Here is a 17,435-nt window from a genome sequence, read left to right as displayed (position 1 = left end):
TGGACAAAACCTGTTTATCAAATCCAGCACATCAGGACAGAGGCGGGCTCCCTCAGACGGGGAACCTTAAAATCATACGGGTGGCGTTGCTGTCGCTCTCCGCCCGCAAGGTTCCCCCCAGCCCTTCCACAATGAGAAAAGAGACAGAAAGGCCCAAACCGGTGCCCTGACCCGGCTCTTTGGTGGAAAAAAATGGATCGAAAATATTGGGGAGATCCGTCTCAGAAATGCCGTCTCCGTTGTCTTCGACGACGACCTCAAGGAATATGCGCCCCTCATCCCCTCTGACATTTCGCGTGACAACACCCAATGACCCGTCCTGTTTGTCGGCAGCAGCAATGGCATCGGCGGCATTTAAGACCATGTTGAGAAAAACCTGGCGAAGCTCACCGTGGGTGGCGACCACACCATCGTTTTCCGCATTCAGCGCGGTCGTAAAATCGATCCCTTTAAACAGGGGTTGCACACGCACCAGCTCACGAATTTCGGCCACCAGTTCATGCACACTCACCACCACGGTCTCCCCTTTGGCACCGCTGCGGTTAAAATCAAGGAGCTGACGAATGATTCCGTCAATCCGCCCCACCTCCTCTTCGGTTCGGTGGATAAAATCGGCCCGCTCATCGAGTTGTTCGGACGTTTTTATCAGGGACAGATAGCCCGTAATAATTCCCAGAGGGTTCCCGATTTCATGGGCGACTCCAGAGGCCAGCCGCCCCATGGCCGCCAGCTTCTCGGCTCGGACCACATCCTGCTGGGCACGGGTCAACTCGATATTGGCTTCCTTGAGCTCCCGGACGGTAAGTTTCAGCTTCTCCCGGTCTTCATTGACCCGACTGATCATCGTGTTCAAAGCCATGGAGAGCCTCGAAAATTCACTGCCCGCCTCCTCCTGAAAGAAAAAAGGCTCCTCGGTCCCCGCACTCTCGGCTTTGGAAAGAAGCCGCGTCACGGGCTTAAGGGCCACCTTGGACACCTGGGTCACCCCGGCCCAGGTGACCACGCAGAGATTGATCAGGATATAGATCGCCAGCAGTTTGACCGTGTTTGAAAGCCAGGCACTCACCTTGTCGGTGGAGACCACCACCGCCACTCCGCCCCGCCCCGGTTTTTCAAAAGGAACCGCCACAATCACGGCACCGTCAAACCCAAAGAGGCTATCCGCATCTCCCTTGACGATGACCGGTTCTCCAGCCTTTACCGATTGACCAATGGCCTCTTCTGCCGCCCCCACTCGGGTATCTGTGCCAAAGCCATAACTTAAATCCTCATCCAGAAGAGACACCTTCACCAGGGAGACGGCGCTGCCCTCCACCATCCCGCGCAAGGCGAAACGAAGGCCCGCAATATCCCGCTTCCCATGCTCATCAAACCCGTAATCCGTGACGGCCTGCGCCAGATGCAACGCCCTCTCCACCTCTTTTTTTACCATCACCTGACGCACCAGGGTCAAAGCGGAAAAGGCGGTCACCCCCATGGCAAAAAGAAAAAGAAAGGCAAGGTTCACACTGATGCTGGTTTTGATTCCATTGGACATCATCACATTTTCCCGTTGAATTCAAATCAGAGAACAGACACACTTAAAAAGGGCCGTAACTATTCAGCTTATGCCTTCGGCGACCCTGCCGGGGGCTAAACTTTTGCCTGATTTTATTAAGACGGGTTTAACAAACAGGTCTTAAAAAATTCTTCTTGAATGAATTTTGTTTTAAAGGCGGATGTGATTTGACCCGAGGAACGAGGGACAAAGCGCATCCGCAACCTGCTTTCAAGGTGGCACACCTTGCCGCCGGAGGCTGCTTTTCATGAGCTGAACAGTTACTTCTGTTTTAGTAAAAAGAAAAAAAAATGTCACCCCTAAACATCAGAGCTTGCAGTGCTTTGCCTTCATCATGGCCGCAGCACAGGAGAGAAGTTTGGGGCTCATACGAGTGAAGCGATCAAAATCTGCTGTAAAGGCAAACCCCGGCACCAGGGTTTTCACCACGGGAATGTCGAGGTCTCTGCGGGTGAGATCCACGTAGATAGGGGTGTACCCCTCATGGGCCAGAAGCTGTTCCACGAGCTTGCGGTCCCCGGGGGCCGAGCCGGTGGAGTAATCGGGCAGCTGCTCTTCATGGACAGGTACCGGGGTGACAGGGGGGGTCAGGGACGCCTCGCCGCCGGGAAAAACAAAGGGCACCTCGGTCATGGCGGAGACTGCCGCCCTGCGGGCGTCCAGGTGGGTGGCGCACCCCTTGGCCACAACGCCCTCATGGTCGATCACCATCGCCTTACAGCAGGGAATCCCGAGACGTCCGGTGAGCTCCTGGAAAAATAGGTTCACGCCCTCTTTGCGGTAGGCCGCAAGCAAGGGGCCCAGGTTGTCATTGGCGGTGAAAAGCTCAAAACAGAGGGTCGGATCAAAGGGCTGTGTTGCCTCTGCCTCGCGCTCCAGCGCTTCGTACAGACCTGAAACACGGGCTTCATCTATGGTATTGCCTGAAGCCAGCCCCGTGGAGCCCAGACTCGTAAACAAACCGGGTTCGTCAAGATTCATAAAGAGAAACACGGCCTGCACCGGGACAAGTATGGCTTCCTCTCCCCCTGGCGTGGGGGTGACCCCTTCCATCCAGTGAAGGACGTCGTCCTGATACGGGACATCCAGCATCAACGCATTGGGACTCAGCACCCGCCTTCCCGAAGCCGCCAGCTCACTGTACCGCGCTTTCACCACCTCATGCTGAAGCAGGGTGTCCGTCACGCAGCCGTTTTCAATGGAAGCATACGAGCTGTGGCGCTCTGCGATCTCCATGTACAGGGAAGCCCTGGCAGCGGCAATGGAAAGCCCTTTGCCGTAACTGGTCTGCTCACCGGAAAGGGTATAATTCAAATCGCCCTGGCAGACCCGTGTCTTCACCTTCCACTTCCTCAGAAGAGCCAGGGGAGAGAGTGAGGCCTGATGGCGCATCTCAGACCCTGTAAAAACACCTATCGCTTCGAGCTTTGCCTTGGCAATGGCTGCCGTCTCGGCAGCTGGCACTCCCTCAAGGGCTGGATAATTCTTTCGAATCTCAGCCGCCATCTCATCCACAGACAGAGGCTCGGAAGGACCGGTCGGCCCCGGCTCGACCGGAAGATCAGGGGCCTCAGCAAAAAAGGGCAACTCCTTGAGGCTGTCCACATTCTCCGAAAGCATCTCGGCCCAGGGGTGTGTAGCAGCACCGTTTGCCGCCACATAGCGACCATACACCAGAGGGCTCTCAATCTTTTCCGGGGTCCACCCCTCGGTCTCCAGGCGACCTTTGAGAGCGTGAAACGCATCAAAGGCAAGGGCTGCTTCATAGATCAACCCTTTCACCATCCCATCTCCCCCCACCAGCATCTCCGTCAACCTCTCTTCGCCCAACGCCCCCAGAAGATCCAGGGCCCGTCGACGCATAAACGAATCCATGGGTGCCGTGCGAAGTTCCAGGAGCGCTGCCTCAAAGGTCTCCACACCTTCGGGAACCACATCGAAAAATCCCGTGGCCGCCGTGGTGGTTTTTAACGTCAATCGGTAATCAATCATCTTTGCCTCTTCGTTTCTATGGATAAAGATCAGGAAAAATAAGCCTCCTGCCAGTGGCAAAAATTTGGCCTCCGACGACGAGGGGGGGCACTCAAGCGTTACCCCAAAAAAGTGCAATGAACACATGAAGGAGAGATCGACAGCCCAAAGCCATCCTCCCCCCCCCCTTCACTATTCACGACTCACTATTCACTATTCACCACTCACTATTCACTATTCACTATTCACCACTCACTATTCACCACTCACTATTCACTGCCCACCACTCACTATCCACTGCCCACTGTTTACCAAAAAAGGCCCCGGAACGAATTCCGGAGCCTTTTCACTTCATACAGCCACCGGGGCATTCCCCCCACAGGGTGACCCGTACGCCGTTATCCTTTAAAAAAAAGTTTCATGATATCGCTGTAAAAGACATAGACCATGAGAGACAAGAGGAGAAACATCCCCGCTTGACTGGCCATCTCCCGAATCTTGTCGTTCACCGGCTTTCCGGTCACCCACTCAATGGTAAAAAAGAGAAGGTGCCCACCATCTAATACGGGAATGGGCAAAAAGTTCAAAATGGCGAGGTTGATGCTGATAAAAGCAATAAAAGAGATCAGAGAGGAGATCCCCACACGGGCCTGATCACCGGCCATCTTGGCGATAATGATGGGACCTCCAAGGTCAGCGGGAATGCTGCCTTTCACCATCTTAACAAGACCCACCACCATCAGCTTTCCAAAGAACCAGGTCTTGGCCACCCCTTCGGTGAAGCATCCCAAAACGCCCAGCCGTTTATTGACCACCTCGTAATAAGGCGCGATGCCGATGCGCCAGGCACCCTCCCGACCATCCAGCTGTTCCGGCTGAAGAGAAACGGTGAGTTCCTCACCCGCCCTCAGCAGCTTCAGTTCCACAGGTTTTCCCGCGCTGCCGGTGATGGCCGTCACCACATCGGTCCAGAAAATAAGGGGATCGCCATCCACAGCGAGGATCCGGTCCATGGCCAGAAGACCGGCTCGGTCGGCCGGGGAATCACTCTGGATTCCGCCGATGACGGGATCCTGACGCGGACCAATCCCCACGGCCCAGGAGGGGACCTCCTCACCAAAAAGATTTCGGGAGGTGGAGGCCTCGGGGGTAAGCTCAACGCGCCGGGTCTCTCCGGCCCGTTCATAGGTGAGCGTCAAGGGCTTGCCCTTGCTCTCTTCAATGGCTTCGGCAAGATCATTCCAGAGGATGACCGCCTGGCCGTTGACGTCAATCACACGATCACCGTACCCCAAACCGGCATGATCGGCCGGTGTCTCCGCCACGACCTGGCCCACGATGGGGGCAAGGCCATTGACCCCGTGAACCCCGAAAAGACCGGTATAGATCACCACGGCAAGGACCAGGTTAAAGACCGGACCGGCAGCCACAATCAGCATCCGCTGCCACACCACTTTGTGGGTAAAGGAGAGATGCCTCTCCTCGTCGGTAATGTCTGCATCGGGGTCCTCGCCCACCATCTTCACATACCCGCCTAAGGGGATGGCCGACACGATGTACTCGGTCATACCGACTTTGCGGCCAAAAATGCGGGGTCCGAAACCCAGGGAAAATTTCTCCACCCCCACGCCAAACCATCGGGCCACCAGAAAGTGCCCCAATTCGTGAAAGAAGACGAGAACGCCCAGAACAATAATGATGGAAAAGAGGTTGGTCGTCATGAACTATCCTGCAAGGGTTGATGCCGCTACCGGCATATCAGTTCAGTTGCTTTTCGTCGGGCCCAGGCATCCGCCTCCTGGACATCGTCCAGAACAGGGCGGGTCATCACGCCGTGAGCATCCATGGTCGTTTCAATAATTCGTGGTATATCGAGAAAGCCAATCCGTTCCTCAAGAAACGCTGCGACAGCCATCTCATTGGCGGCATTCAACACCGTCGGCATGGTCCCCCCTGCGTCGGTCGCATCAAAGGCAAGCTTCAGGCATCGAAATCGTGAAAAATCTGGTTTCTCGAACGTAAGTGTGGCCAAAGCCGCAAAATCAGGCGGTGCCATGCCGATATCAAGCCGCTGCGGATAATTCAAGGCATACGCGATGGCCCCTTTCATATCCGGTTGCCCCAACTGCGCCATCACCACCCCGTCCACATAAGCCACCATGGAATGTACAATACTCTGGGGGTGAACCACAACCTCAATTCGGTGCGGATCAACGGCAAAAAGGTGATGGGCTTCAATGACTTCCAAGCCTTTGTTCATCAGGGTGGCAGAATCGATGGTGATCTTTTTTCCCATGCTCCAGGTCGGATGATTCAAGGCCTGGGCAAGGGAAATCGCCGCCATCTCCTCCGGGGGGGTGCTGCGAAACGGCCCCCCTGAGGCGGTGAGAATCAAGTGGCTCACCTCCCTGGGGTTTTCCCCGTTCAAGCACTGAAAGATTGCGCTGTGCTCGCTGTCCACGGGCAGAATCGGCACCCCTTTTTCGGCGGCCAGGGGCATCACCAAATCGCCGGCCGTCACCAGGGTCTCTTTGTTGGCAAGGGCAATGCTCTTGCCTGCCTCGATGGCGGCGAGGGTGGGCACAAGTCCGGCGGCGCCGACAAAGGCGGACACCACCATGGAGACGTCGGCATGGGACGCCGCCTGTTTGTAGCCCGAAACGCCGAAGAGAAGTTCGGTGGAACAGGTTGGCGGGAGCAGGGCCTTGAGTCGATCCCGGTGAGAGGCATCGATGACACAGGCAACCTCAGGAGAAAACTCCACGATCTGAGCCGCCAGAAGATCGACGCTGGTGGCGGCACACAGGGCCTTCACCCCAAACCGATCCGGGTAAAGCCGCACAATCTCCAACACATTTTTTCCAATGGACCCGGTGGAGCCCAGCAGGGTCAGGTATTTCATAGCACTCTCCATCAAGCGCTGACGATCATGAAAAAATAGAAGAGGGGCGCCACAAACAAAAAGGCGTCGATACGATCTAAAAGGCCACCGTGTCCTGGAATCAGATGCCCGGAGTCCTTGATCCCGGAGGCCCTTTTCATGGACGACTCAAAAAGATCGCCCAGGGGACCAAACACCCCGACCAGGGGAAAAAGCAGAAGACAGAAAAGCCAGCTCAATTCGGGGACAAAAAATCCCTTCATGACGAACCCGGCCACCAGGGCCGCGGCCATACCGCCCAGAAACCCCTCCACGGTTTTCCCGGGGCTCACTGAGGGACAGAGCTTTCGCTTGCCCAGAAAGGTGCCGGCATAAAACGCACCGGTATCACAGGCGGCAACGGTGACGAGCAAGGTAAAAATCCACAGGATCCCGTGGTCGGGCACGATGCGGAGCCGCACCACAGAGGCCAACGCCATGGGAATGTAGAGAAGACCAAAGACGTGAGTGAAAAGATGCCTCAGCACTTTAGGTTCCGTTTCAAAACGAGGCAGAAGGAGGAAGCCACCCAGGGGAATATTAAGAAAAACAACGCCAAGGAGAACGCCCCAGGGGTTGGAGATCACATGGGCCAGCCCCACCATCATGATGGCAGAGGCGTAACCGAGAAGGGGAAGGGGGCCGAGACGGTCGACGGTCTCGTCAACCAGGGGATAGTATTCGGTCAGGGCGATCACGGCCACAGCCATCATCAGAAGGGTAAAAAAAACAGGCCCGCCCTTAAGGATAAAAAGCCAGAGCAGAGGGATAGCCACAACCGCTGAAAGAATCCGTTTCACATGCATGGGTCTCACATCCTTTTTAATACAGCAAAAGGGAGCCCGGTTCTGCCGAATTCGGCAGCCGATACTCCCTTCGGGTACCCACTGTTTGAGCTTCCGCCCTCAGGGCTGAAGCACTTTTCCAAACCGTCGTTCACGCTCCTGGAAATCCTTGAGGATGGAGGCAAACTCCGACTCGCCGAAATCGGGCCAGAGGGTCTCGGTGAAGAAAATTTCGCTGTAGGCACACTGCCAGAGAAGAAAATTACTGAGGCGCATCTCTCCGCTGGTGCGAATCACCAGATCCGGATCGGGAAAGTCACGGGTAAAAAGAAACTGAGAAACCATCTTTTCATCCACATCCGCAGCCTCGATGTGCCCGACCTTCACCTCGCCTGAAATACGCTGCACCATCTCCACCAGCTCAGAGCGGCTGCCATAGCTCAAAGCAAGACATAGGGTCAGACGCGTATTATCCTTTGTCTCCGCCATGGCAAGATCCAACTCCCGACGCACCTCCTCGGGCAGTCGGTGAAGTTCACCGATGGCTGTCAGGCGAACACCGTTTTTCTGGAGTTGTTTCCTCTCATTGCGAAGAAATCGAGTCAGAAGCCCCATGAGGGCATCCACCTCTTTTTTTGGCCGTTGCCAGTTCTCCGTGGAAAACGCGTAGAGAGTCAGGTAGGGAATGCCGAACTTTGTGCAGCTCTCCACCACCGTACGAACCGCCCCTGCGCCCTTTTCATGGCCCTTGACGCGATTCAACACCCGCTTCTTTGCCCACCTTCCATTGCCATCCATAATAATGGCCACATGCGCCGGAAGGCGATCTGCTGAAAGGCCATCGGGAAGTTCTCGTTCCATCAAACCTCGAGGATCTCTTTTTCTTTGTCTTTGTACATCTCGTCGATCTTGCCGACGTAATCATCCGTGACCTTCTGCACAGCATCCTGAGCTTTAAACTGCTCGTCCTCTGAGATATCCCCATCTTTCTTCAGGGTCTTGAGAGTCTCATTGCCGTCACGGCGGATATTACGAACCGCTACCTTGTGGTCTTCACAGGTCTTATGAACCAGCTTCACAATCTCTTTTCTGCGTTCTTCCGTCAAAGGGGGCACAGAGATGCGGATCAGCTTGCCGTCGCTTGAGGGGGTCAACCCGATATTCGCTTTGAGGATGCCCTTTTCGATCTCTTTAAGGGCAGTTGCATCCCAGGGCTGAATAACAAGCAGGCGAGGCTCCGGAACAGAAACGGAGGCCATCTGGTTCAGGGGGGTCAAGGTACCATAATAGTCCACCTTGACACTGTCGAGCATATTAGCCGAAGCACGTCCGGTGCGAACACGGCCCATCTCTTTTACAAGAGCGTCCATGGTTTTGCCCATCCTGTCTCGGGTCTCTTCAAAAAGCGAATCGATCATATCGTCACCTTTCCTATTTAAATGTTAAGGTTAGATGGTTGCAAATCAGATATGGCAAGGGGGATTGAAAGGGACATGAAAACCGGCGAAAACACCGCCGAAGGAGATCCCCCCAAAACAGAAAAAGATCAGGCCCGCGAATCGCGAACCTGACCTCATTCATACCCGTAAGATCATCAGTTGTCAATCAGGGTCCCGACATCCTTGGCCCCGGTGACGACTTTGAAAATATTGCCTTTGCCGGAGAGATTAAAAACCGACAGAGGCAAATTGTTGTCCATGGCAAGAGAGATCGCGGTCATGTCCATGACACTCAGCTGTTTCTCCAGGACTTCCATGTACTTGATCCGGGGAAAGAACTTGGCGTCTTTCTCCTTGACGGGATCTTTATCATAGATGCCGTCCACCTTGGTGGCCTTCATCAAGAGCTCTGCATGAATCTCCTGAGCACGAAGCACCGCCGCCGTGTCGGTGGTAAAATAGGGACTGCCCGTCCCTGCGGCGAAAATCACGGCACGTCCCTTCTCCAGGTGGCGAACCGCCCGACGGAGAATGAAAGGCTCAGCCACTTCATGCATGCTGATAGCAGACTGAACCCGAGTGGGAATTCCGATCTTTTCAAGGGCACCGGAAAGGGCAATGCTGTTGATAACGGTGGCCAGCATCCCCATATGATCGGCAGGTGCCCTGTCCATGCCATAAGAACTGGCGGCGATACCTCGAAAGATATTGCCTCCGCCCACGACAATGGCCACCTCAACGCCCAGTTCATGAATCGACTTCACCTCGTCGGCGACGTACGTCATCATGTCGGGGCTGATACCGAAACCCTGATCACCCATCAGAGCTTCACCACTTAATTTAAGAAGAACACGTTTGAAGGCAGGCTTCGCCGCTGTCATCTACTCTCCTAACTGGTAACGGACGAAACGGCGGATACGAATATTCTCGCCCATTTTGCCGATAACCTCTTTTGTATAGTCTTCAATGGTGATCTGGGGATTCTTTACGTAAGCCTGGCTCATCAGACAGGATTCCTTGTAGAACTTCTGGACCTGACCTTCAACGATCTTGTCCACGATGTTCTCAGGCTTGCCCTGCTCAAGAGCGCGCTCACGGTAAATTTCCCGTTCCTTAGCAACAACTTCTTCGGGAATATCTTCAGGGGCAAGGCCAGCAGGACTGACCGCTGCAATATGCATGGCAACATCTTTAGCGAAGGTCTGGAAATCGTCGTTCTTGGCGACAAAATCCGTTTCGCAGTTGATTTCAACCATGACACCGATTTTTCCGCCCATGTGGATGTAGCTCATGACGACGCCTTCGGAAGTGGCACGGGAGGAGCGCTTGGCTGCTGCTGCGAGGCCTTTCTTCCTCAAGAAATCGAGGGCTTTCTGTACATCGCCTTCGCTCTCTTTGAGGGCTTTTTTGCAATCCATGATTCCAGAGCCGGTTTTTTCACGAAGTTCTTTTACCATTGCTGCGCTGATCTCTGCCATGACTACTCTCCTGCGTTCTCGGCCGCGGCGTCTGCTGCCGGGGCATCATTCTCGGTTTTCTTACGGATCACTTCAACCACGGGGCCTTCGGTATCGCCTGCAGCAGCCTCGGCAACAGCAGCTGCCTTGGTTTCTACTTCTTCATTACCCTTATCACTGGCAGCGGCACGTTTTTCGTTGTAACGCTTGCGGCCTTCGATGCAGGCATCGGCAAGGCGTGAAGTAATCAGGCGAATAGAACGAATGGCGTCGTCGTTGCCGGGAATGACATAATCGATGGGATCCGGGTCACAGTTGGTATCCACAAGACCGACAATGGGAATATTCAGACGCTGGGCTTCTTTAACAGCGATGCCCTCTTTCTTGGGATCCACGATCACAATGGCACCAGGCAGACCGTTCATCATGCTGATACCACCAATAACTGCCTCAAGCTTATCGCGATCTTTGGCGAGTTTGAGACGTTCTTTTTTGGTGTAGCTTTCGATGGTCCCGTCGTTCTGGATCTCATTGAGCTTGTTCAAGCGCTCAATGCTTGTTTTAACGGTCTGAAAGTTGGTGAGCATGCCGCCGAGCCAGCGGTTCTGGACATAGTACATTTCAGCGCGGTTGGCTTCTTCGTAAATAGCTTCTCGTGCCTGCTTCTTGGTGCCGACAAAGAGAACGGACTTTCCGCTTGTGGCCACATCAAGAACAAAGTCATAGGCATTTTTGAACATGCCAACAGACTTCTGCAGATTGATGATGTAGATTCCGTTACGAGCGCCAAAGATATAAGGCTTCATCTTCGGGTTCCAACGTTTGGTCTGGTGACCGAAATGGCAACCGGCTTCGAGAAGCTCTTTCATGCTGACGTAAGACATAATCATGACTCCTTTGGTTTTTCCACCGCCCCCATCATCCCCGGGATCGACTTCTCTATGATGAAGAGAAGAACCTGATACGGGTCAAAGAGCGTGTGTCATTAAGATGGCATCCACCCGTCAATCGGGTGAATTCAACAAAAGCAGCGTGACATGCTGCTCGAAAATATGCCCTCGGACGAGGACAAAAATAAGGGCAAAAATATCAGATGGCGCAAAAATACGCCTATATCGATAAATCCGATCATAAATAACAGGTTCATCCAAAATCTGCAAGGCTATTTACAATTCATCTCATGCCGAAAGGCAGGCGCACTGATCAGAGACGACGCCGCGCACGCACCGCCCTGTTGTTCCCCGCATAATCCTCAAAAAAACGGATAGACTCGAAGAGCCCTTCCGCCTCCAGCAATACACGAACCGATTCCCGCTGATCCCACCCCATTTCGAGGAGAACCCAGCCCCCGGGCTTCAGATACTGCCTGCACCCGGAGATAATCAACCCGAGGTCCCGCAGACCGTCCGCATCACCGTCTAACGCAAGACGCGGCTCATAGACCGCCACTTCAGGATCGAGCAGATCGATATCAGCGGTTGGGATATAGGGCGGATTGGAAACCACCACATCAAATAAAGGATGCGTCGCTTTAAAAGGAGAAAACCAGGCACCCTGAACAAAAGTTACCTGATCTGAGAGGTTATTTTTGCGGGCATTTTCCCGAGCCACATCCAGGGCCGCGCTCGATCTATCGGTGGCATAAACCCGGTGCTGGGGGCAGGCCTTGGCCAGAGACAAGGCAATGGCACCGGAGCCGGTCCCCAAATCCACCACACGCAAGGACCCCAGCCCGTCTTGCGTCAAGAGCTCAAGAGTCGCCTCCACCAGGGTTTCGGTATCAGGACGCGGCACCAGCACCTGCGGAGTCACCCTCAGGTCGAGGTCCCAAAAGCCCGTTTCACCGAGAATATAAGCAATGGGCTCTCGATCGAGCCGCCTGCGAACAAGGGCTTCATAGCCCTGCTTCAGGCCCTCGGTAGCGTGATCGTTTTTCAGCATGACAAGACCTGCTCGACGCGTCTCCAGAAGATGCATCATCAACAGGTCGGCCGCAAGGGCCGGCGCATCCACTCCCGCCTGCTCAAAAAGCCGGGCCGCTTCGACCAGGACCTCACCGACAGAGACGCACGGGCCAAACAGAAGATCAGAGGGTTTGTTCATTTTGAAGCGCCTGAGCCTGGGCATGTGTCCGCAGAGAAGAGATGATCTCTTCAATATCGCCTTCCATAATACCATCCAGACGATAGAGTGTCAGTCCGATTCGATGATCGGTCATACGACCCTGGGGAAAATTGTAGGTTCGGATCCTCTCGCTGCGGTCGCCGCTGCCAATCTGACCCTTACGGGCCGCAGATCGTATCGCCGCTGTCTCTTGAACCATCTTATCAAGGACACGGGAACGCAGGACCTTCATGGCCTTCTCTTTGTTCTTGTGCTGGGATTTTTCGTCCTGGCAGGTGGCCGTAATGCCCGTGGGAATATGGGTGATTCGAACCGCGGAATCGGTGGTGTTCACGCTCTGGCCCCCGGGACCGGAGGAGCGGAAAATATCGATCCGCAATTCGTTGGGCTCAATCTTCAACTCCACATCTTCCGCCTCGGGAAGAACCGCCACGGTCACCGCAGAGGTATGAATACGACCTTGGGTTTCGGTGGTCGGGACACGCTGGACCCTGTGGACCCCACTCTCATATTTAAAGGAGCTGTAGGCCCCTTTGCCGTTCACCTGGAAGACCACTTCCTTATAGCCCCCCACGTCTGAGCTGTGGGAATCCATAAGCTCAATACCCCACCCCCGGCCTTCGGCGTATCGGGTATACATCTTGAAGAGATCCCCGGCAAACAGAGAGGATTCGTCCCCTCCGGTGCCCGCACGAAGCTCGACAATGACGCTCTTTTCATCCATGGGATCCTTGGGAACCAGAAGCACCTTGAGCTCCCCTTCCAGGGCCTCGACCTTCGCTTCCAGAGGACCTATCTCCTCCTGGGCCATCTCTTTCATATCAGGATCGTCATCGGCCAGAAGCTCCCGAGCTTCCCCCAGGTCGGCGACCACCTTTTTATACCGTCGATACGCGTCCACCAGCTTGGTGATCTCACCGTGTTCTTTGATGTATTTTTGATACAGAACACGGTCGCTGACCACAGCGGGATCGCTGAGAAGTTGCTCCAGTTTTATAAACCGGTCTTCCACACCCTCGAGTTTACCAAACATTGCTTTGCCTGCCCCATAACCCCTTCTTAATGCGAAACAATCGCACAAAGGGAAGTGTCCGCACCTTCGCACTGCCCAGACCCACCGTCCGGACGACAAAAAGGGAAATCGTAAAACCGATTCCCCTTTTTCTCCCAAGCCATACGGTCTTGATTACATCGCGATCATTACTTGCCAACCTTGTTGACGTCGAAATTTGCAAATTTTCTACGGAATCGATCAATACGACCGGCAGTATCCACAAGCTTCTGCTTCCCAGTGAAAAAGGGATGGCAGCTTGAACAGATTTCCACTTTGATCACTTCGCGGGTAGATCCTACACTCATAACATTGCCGCAGGCACAGGTAGCTGTGGCCATTTTGTATTCGGGGTGAATGCCCTTTTTCATTGGTAACCAACTCCTTAAAAATGTAAATATATGAAAAATACCAAACAGGGGACCCCCATTGAGATCGCCTTACGCTGCCGTCAATAAGCAGCTATGGCATTATGAATTCATAGAATCAAGAAACTCCATATTATCCTTGGTTCCGCTGATCTTGTCAAGCAAAAAGCCCATGCTGTCCACGGTGTTGAGGGAAGCCAGAAGCTTTCGCAAAATCCAGATCCGGTCGAGTTCACCCTTCTCCACGAGAAGTTCTTCTTTACGGGTGCCGGACTTTTTGATGTCGATGGCAGGGAACATACGCCGATCGGCCAGCTTGCGGTCAAGAACCAGCTCCATGTTACCGGTGCCCTTGAACTCTTCAAAAATAACTTCGTCCATTCGGCTGCCCGTGTCAATCAGAGCGGTGGCGATGATGGTCAAGCTGCCGCCCTCCTCCACATTACGCGCCGCGCCGAAGAAACGCTTGGGGCGGTGCAGGGCGTTGGAGTCAACACCACCGGAGAGAATTTTACCCGAGGGAGGCATCACCGAGTTGTAGGCGCGAGCCAGGCGGGTGATACTGTCCAGAAGGATCACAACATCCTTTTTATGCTCCACAAGGCGCTTGGCTTTCTCGATCACCATCTCAGCCACCTGCACGTGACGCTCCGCCGGCTCGTCAAAGGTGGAGCTGATCACTTCCGCTTTCACGGAACGGGCCATGTCGGTCACTTCTTCGGGACGTTCATCAATAAGGAGGATAAAAGGAACGATATTGGGGTGACTCTTGATCATGCTGTTGGCAATGGTCTTCAGAATCATTGTCTTTCCGGAGCGGGGTGGGGAGACAATAAGCCCCCTCTGGCCAAAACCGATGGGGGCCATCAACTCGATGATGCGGGTGGAAAAGTTGTCCTTGTCGTTCTCCAACTGCACCTTTTTCTCAGGATAAAGGGGCGTCAAGTTGTCGAAGAAGATCTTCTCCCTTGCCACATCGGGATCTTCGTAGTTGACCGCCTGGACCTTAAGCAAAGCGAAATAACGCTCCGACTCCTTGGGCTGCCGGATTTGACCGGAGACCGTATCCCCCGTCTTAAGGTTGAATCTTCGAATCTGAGATGGAGAGACGTAGATATCATCGGGACCGGGCAAATAGTTGCAGTCCGGAGATCGAAGGAAGCCAAAGCCGTCGGGAAGCACCTCCAGGGTGCCCTCCCCATAAATCTGCCCTTCCCGTTCGATCTGCGCCTGAAGCAACATAAAAATGAGCTCCTGCTTGGGAAGACCAGCTGCGCCCTCAATCTTGAGGCTCCGTGCCATCTTGGCCAGCTCTTCAATCCGCATCGCTTTCAATTCAACAATGTTCATCAACAGTTTCCCCACATTTTATATGCTCATCCAGAACAACAACCAACGTCGTCCCAATCCGTTTCATTTCGGTACAAGTGAACCCACCCCTCGTATGACCTGCAAAGACAAGATGATAAAGCCCCTTTAAGAAAGGCACATCGCGGTATACAGGCCCAATAAGCCCATCGGATGTGTTACAGATTTTTTACCATGATTTCTGTAAGGTGAGTGTCTGTTCTGTAGGTCCCATAAGGATCATGACTTTGGCAATGACAAAAAGAGCGGTTTAATTGGTTAGATACAATACCGCCAAGCGCCATGTCAAGGACTTATAAACGGCTACGGCTTTTTTTTTATAATTTTATCAAACACCTTATAAAAGGCGGCCTTCAATTCTAAAAGCCCCTGCGTGTTCTCAAGGACCCAATCCGCCCGGCCCCGTTTCTCCGCATCGGAAAGCTGAAGCGCCAGCAGGCGCGATGCCTCGTCTTCTGTCACCCCATCCCGATTCATCAACCGGGCGCACTGGGTATCGCGATCCACCCCCACATGAAGTGTCACGTCAAACATCGCCTCTAATGTCAATTCAAAGAGCAAGGGCACTTCACAAACGGCCATCTCCGCCCCCTTGGCCCCCTCGGCGCAAAGAAACGCCTCCATCAGGCGAATCACCTCGGGCTGAACAATGGACTCAAGGACCCGGCGCGCCTCCGGGTCGGAAATCAACTGGCGCCTCAGCGCCGGGCGGTCCAGCCCGCCGTCTTCGGCCACCACGCCGTCACCAAACCAGGCGACCACCGCATCAAACCCCGGGCTCCCCGGGCTCACGGCCTCCCGTGCCAGATCATCGGCAATGGACACCGCCACACCCTGCTCCCTGAAAAAACGGCAGACCGTCGTCTTTCCCGAAGCCGCGCCCCCTGTCAACCCAACCCTGACCATCGTGTCCCCTTTGATTTCACATGAATTCAAGCCCAATGAGCCCCATTTCGAAGCATCCACTTCCCATACAATATATCTCCCCCTCTTGACAAGCCATCCACATTCTACTACTTAAACTTTTTTGATGATTTATGTAAAAAATAATGGAAGAACCGGCCCCGGGATCGATTAATCTGCCGAAAGATGCTGTTGCGCCTCAGCTTCTTCAGCCCAAAATCCGTCCGGGCGTCGCCACCCCACAAGATATAAGGCAACGGAGCCGCGGCCATGAGACTCCGTCCATCCGTACAGTTATAAATTATTGTTTATCACTCAAGAGAAAGGATTTTCGCATGAACATCTTATTTTTCGGTCCCAACGGAAGCGGGAAAGGCACCCAGGGTTCCATCCTCAAGGGCAAATACAACGCTGCCCACATCGAGTCTGGAGCTATCTTCCGTGAAAACATCAAGGGTGGCACTGAACTCGGCATGAAAGCCAAGAGCTTCATCGATGCTGGAGACCTCGTGCCCGACGACATCACCATCCCCATGATCCTGGACCGCCTCAAGCAGGACGACTGCGCCAATGGATGGCTCCTGGACGGGTTTCCCCGCAACAAGGTACAAGCCGAAAAACTCGACGAGTCTCTCAAAGCCGCCGGCATGGAACTCAACTACGTGGTTGAGATCGTCCTGGACCGTGAAATTGCCAAACTCCGAATCACCGGTCGCCGCCTCTGCGAAAACGACCCCAACCACCCCAACAACATCGGCATCGAGGCCATCAAGCCCAACGGCGACAAGTGCCGGGTCTGCGGCGGCGCTCTCACCGCCCGCGCCGATGACCAGGATGACGCAGCCATCGACAAGCGTCACTCCATTTATTACAATGAGGTAGACGGCACCCTGGCCGCAGCCTACTACTTCAAGGCGGTTGCCGAAAAAAGCACCACCACCAAGTACCTGACCCTGGCCGGTGAGAAAGACATGAAATCCGTCACCGATGAGCTGGTCTCCAAGCTTTAGTCCGAAAATTGAGGTCCAACACCGAACATTCCAAATGAGATGAAATACAAGAGGCGGTAACAAGATTTTTTTCTTGCTATCGCCTCTTTTTTGCTTTAGTCTTATAGGAGTTTACTTTTTAATAGTATACAGACTAACCATCATGCCGGCGCAAGAGATCATCGGCCTCTGATGTTGAGAAAGGGGCGATATATTTGAAGGAAATCGAAGTTAAAGTTCTCGATAACGATCTTGAAAAAGCAATGCGTATTCTGAAGAAAAAAATTCAGAACGACGGCCTTTTCAAGCGGCTTAAGCTCAAGAAAAGTTATGAAAAGCCGAGCGAATTTCGACGTCGTAAGCAACGAGAAGCGCAGCGACGTCAGAGGATTGCAAGTGCCCGTAACCGTTAGGGTCTAATCTTCACATCGCTATCGATTCTTTTTTCAAAGGACCCGGCTTAAGCATTCTTGCGCAAAGCCGGGTTTTTTGTATTGGCCGA

17 protein-coding genes are annotated in these 17,435 nt (G+C 53.9%); 2 read left to right on the top strand and 15 right to left on the bottom strand.

Translation table 11 applies throughout. The annotated features are described in order from the left end of the window. Positions 1-52 precede the first annotated feature (52 nt). From Q1Q75_RS02020 to coaE, 15 genes are all read right to left on the bottom strand, one after another. Complete coding sequence (locus Q1Q75_RS02020; protein WP_300667342.1) at positions 53-1,540, bottom strand: ATP-binding protein; 1,488 nt, start codon at positions 1,538-1,540, stop codon at positions 53-55. A gap of 324 nt (positions 1,541-1,864) precedes the next feature. Then, positions 1,865-3,550, bottom strand: coding sequence for a YcaO-like family protein (locus tag Q1Q75_RS02015; protein WP_300667341.1), 1,686 nt, complete (start codon positions 3,548-3,550; stop codon positions 1,865-1,867). 377 nt (positions 3,551-3,927) lie between these two features. Continuing rightward, positions 3,928-5,250 (bottom strand): RIP metalloprotease RseP, encoded by a 1,323-nt coding sequence (gene rseP, locus Q1Q75_RS02010; protein WP_300667340.1) that lies wholly within the window; start codon positions 5,248-5,250, stop codon positions 3,928-3,930. 26 nt (positions 5,251-5,276) lie between these two features. Then, positions 5,277-6,431 (bottom strand): 1-deoxy-D-xylulose-5-phosphate reductoisomerase, encoded by a 1,155-nt coding sequence (locus Q1Q75_RS02005; RefSeq protein WP_300667339.1) that lies wholly within the window; start codon positions 6,429-6,431, stop codon positions 5,277-5,279. 11 nt (positions 6,432-6,442) lie between these two features. Further along, complete coding sequence (locus Q1Q75_RS02000; RefSeq protein ID WP_300667338.1) at positions 6,443-7,255, bottom strand: phosphatidate cytidylyltransferase; 813 nt, start codon at positions 7,253-7,255, stop codon at positions 6,443-6,445. 99 nt (positions 7,256-7,354) lie between these two features. Next, complete coding sequence (locus tag Q1Q75_RS01995; protein WP_300667337.1) at positions 7,355-8,095, bottom strand: isoprenyl transferase; 741 nt, start codon at positions 8,093-8,095, stop codon at positions 7,355-7,357. Next, positions 8,095-8,652 carry a ribosome recycling factor gene (frr, locus tag Q1Q75_RS01990; protein WP_300667336.1) on the bottom strand — a complete coding sequence of 186 codons (558 nt, stop codon included), beginning with the start codon at positions 8,650-8,652 and terminating at the stop codon, positions 8,095-8,097. The genes Q1Q75_RS01995 and frr overlap by 1 nt, the downstream gene beginning before the upstream one ends. A gap of 176 nt (positions 8,653-8,828) precedes the next feature. Beyond that, entirely contained in the window at positions 8,829-9,554 is a 726-nt protein-coding gene (pyrH, locus tag Q1Q75_RS01985) for a UMP kinase (RefSeq protein WP_300667335.1), read from the bottom strand. Further along, a complete protein-coding gene (gene tsf, locus Q1Q75_RS01980) occupies positions 9,555-10,151 on the bottom strand; it encodes a translation elongation factor Ts (protein WP_300667334.1) in 597 nt (198 codons plus the stop codon). Positions 10,152-10,153: 2 nt separating this feature from the next. Next, positions 10,154-11,014, bottom strand: coding sequence for a 30S ribosomal protein S2 (gene rpsB / locus Q1Q75_RS01975; protein WP_300667333.1), 861 nt, complete (start codon positions 11,012-11,014; stop codon positions 10,154-10,156). Between the two features lie 319 nt (positions 11,015-11,333). Further along, on the bottom strand, positions 11,334-12,233 hold the full coding sequence (prmC, locus tag Q1Q75_RS01970; protein ID WP_300667332.1) for a peptide chain release factor N(5)-glutamine methyltransferase: 900 nt from the start codon (positions 12,231-12,233) through the stop codon (positions 11,334-11,336). Beyond that, positions 12,217-13,287: a peptide chain release factor 1 gene (prfA, locus tag Q1Q75_RS01965; RefSeq protein WP_300667331.1), complete on the bottom strand. Its 1,071-nt coding sequence runs from the start codon at positions 13,285-13,287 to the stop codon at positions 12,217-12,219. The genes prmC and prfA overlap by 17 nt, the downstream gene beginning before the upstream one ends. A 167-nt stretch (positions 13,288-13,454) precedes the next feature. Then, positions 13,455-13,676 (bottom strand): 50S ribosomal protein L31, encoded by a 222-nt coding sequence (gene rpmE, locus Q1Q75_RS01960; protein WP_300667330.1) that lies wholly within the window; start codon positions 13,674-13,676, stop codon positions 13,455-13,457. 99 nt (positions 13,677-13,775) lie between these two features. Further along, positions 13,776-15,023 (bottom strand): transcription termination factor Rho, encoded by a 1,248-nt coding sequence (gene rho, locus Q1Q75_RS01955; protein ID WP_300667329.1) that lies wholly within the window; start codon positions 15,021-15,023, stop codon positions 13,776-13,778. Between the two features lie 321 nt (positions 15,024-15,344). Then, on the bottom strand, positions 15,345-15,977 hold the full coding sequence (coaE, locus tag Q1Q75_RS01950; RefSeq protein WP_300667328.1) for a dephospho-CoA kinase: 633 nt from the start codon (positions 15,975-15,977) through the stop codon (positions 15,345-15,347). 302 nt (positions 15,978-16,279) lie between these two features. On the opposite strand from coaE, the gene Q1Q75_RS01945 reads away from it, so the two are divergent. Both Q1Q75_RS01945 and rpsU read left to right on the top strand, forming a co-directional pair. Further along, the gene (locus Q1Q75_RS01945; RefSeq protein ID WP_300667327.1) at positions 16,280-16,954 is read left to right on the top strand and encodes an adenylate kinase; all 675 of its coding nucleotides are present in this window, start codon (positions 16,280-16,282) and stop codon (positions 16,952-16,954) included. A gap of 203 nt (positions 16,955-17,157) precedes the next feature. Further along, complete coding sequence (rpsU, locus tag Q1Q75_RS01940) at positions 17,158-17,346, top strand: 30S ribosomal protein S21 (protein ID WP_343052515.1); 189 nt, start codon at positions 17,158-17,160, stop codon at positions 17,344-17,346. Positions 17,347-17,435 lie beyond the last annotated feature (89 nt).

Origin of the sequence: Desulfoluna sp. (genome assembly GCF_030145185.1) — a bacterium.
Lineage (GTDB): Bacteria > Desulfobacterota > Desulfobacteria > Desulfobacterales > Desulfolunaceae > Desulfoluna.
Note: the sequence above shows the minus strand (reverse complement) of the source record. Positions and strands in the feature narration are given on the sequence as shown.

Excerpts from the sequence above, each read along its gene's own strand:
- Q1Q75_RS02020 (WP_300667342.1), bottom strand. The coding sequence starts at position 1,540 with ATGATGTCCAATGGAATCAAAACCAGCATCAGTGTGAACCTTGCCTTT.
- Q1Q75_RS01945 (WP_300667327.1), top strand. The coding sequence starts at position 16,280 with ATGAACATCTTATTTTTCGGTCCCAACGGAAGCGGGAAAGGCACCCAG.
- Q1Q75_RS02015 (WP_300667341.1), bottom strand. The coding sequence starts at position 3,550 with ATGATTGATTACCGATTGACGTTAAAAACCACCACGGCGGCCACGGGA.
- rpsB (WP_300667333.1), bottom strand. The coding sequence starts at position 11,014 with ATGTCTTACGTCAGCATGAAAGAGCTTCTCGAAGCCGGTTGCCATTTC.
- Q1Q75_RS02005 (WP_300667339.1), bottom strand. The coding sequence starts at position 6,431 with ATGAAATACCTGACCCTGCTGGGCTCCACCGGGTCCATTGGAAAAAAT.
- rseP (WP_300667340.1), bottom strand. The coding sequence starts at position 5,250 with ATGACGACCAACCTCTTTTCCATCATTATTGTTCTGGGCGTTCTCGTC.
- prmC (WP_300667332.1), bottom strand. The coding sequence starts at position 12,233 with ATGAACAAACCCTCTGATCTTCTGTTTGGCCCGTGCGTCTCTGTCGGT.
- frr (WP_300667336.1), bottom strand. The coding sequence starts at position 8,652 with ATGATCGATTCGCTTTTTGAAGAGACCCGAGACAGGATGGGCAAAACC.
- tsf (WP_300667334.1), bottom strand. The coding sequence starts at position 10,151 with ATGGCAGAGATCAGCGCAGCAATGGTAAAAGAACTTCGTGAAAAAACC.
- rho (WP_300667329.1), bottom strand. The coding sequence starts at position 15,023 with ATGAACATTGTTGAATTGAAAGCGATGCGGATTGAAGAGCTGGCCAAG.
- rpmE (WP_300667330.1), bottom strand. The coding sequence starts at position 13,676 with ATGAAAAAGGGCATTCACCCCGAATACAAAATGGCCACAGCTACCTGT.
- pyrH (WP_300667335.1), bottom strand. The coding sequence starts at position 9,554 with ATGACAGCGGCGAAGCCTGCCTTCAAACGTGTTCTTCTTAAATTAAGT.
- Q1Q75_RS01995 (WP_300667337.1), bottom strand. The coding sequence starts at position 8,095 with ATGGAACGAGAACTTCCCGATGGCCTTTCAGCAGATCGCCTTCCGGCG.
- prfA (WP_300667331.1), bottom strand. The coding sequence starts at position 13,287 with ATGTTTGGTAAACTCGAGGGTGTGGAAGACCGGTTTATAAAACTGGAG.
- Q1Q75_RS02000 (WP_300667338.1), bottom strand. The coding sequence starts at position 7,255 with ATGCATGTGAAACGGATTCTTTCAGCGGTTGTGGCTATCCCTCTGCTC.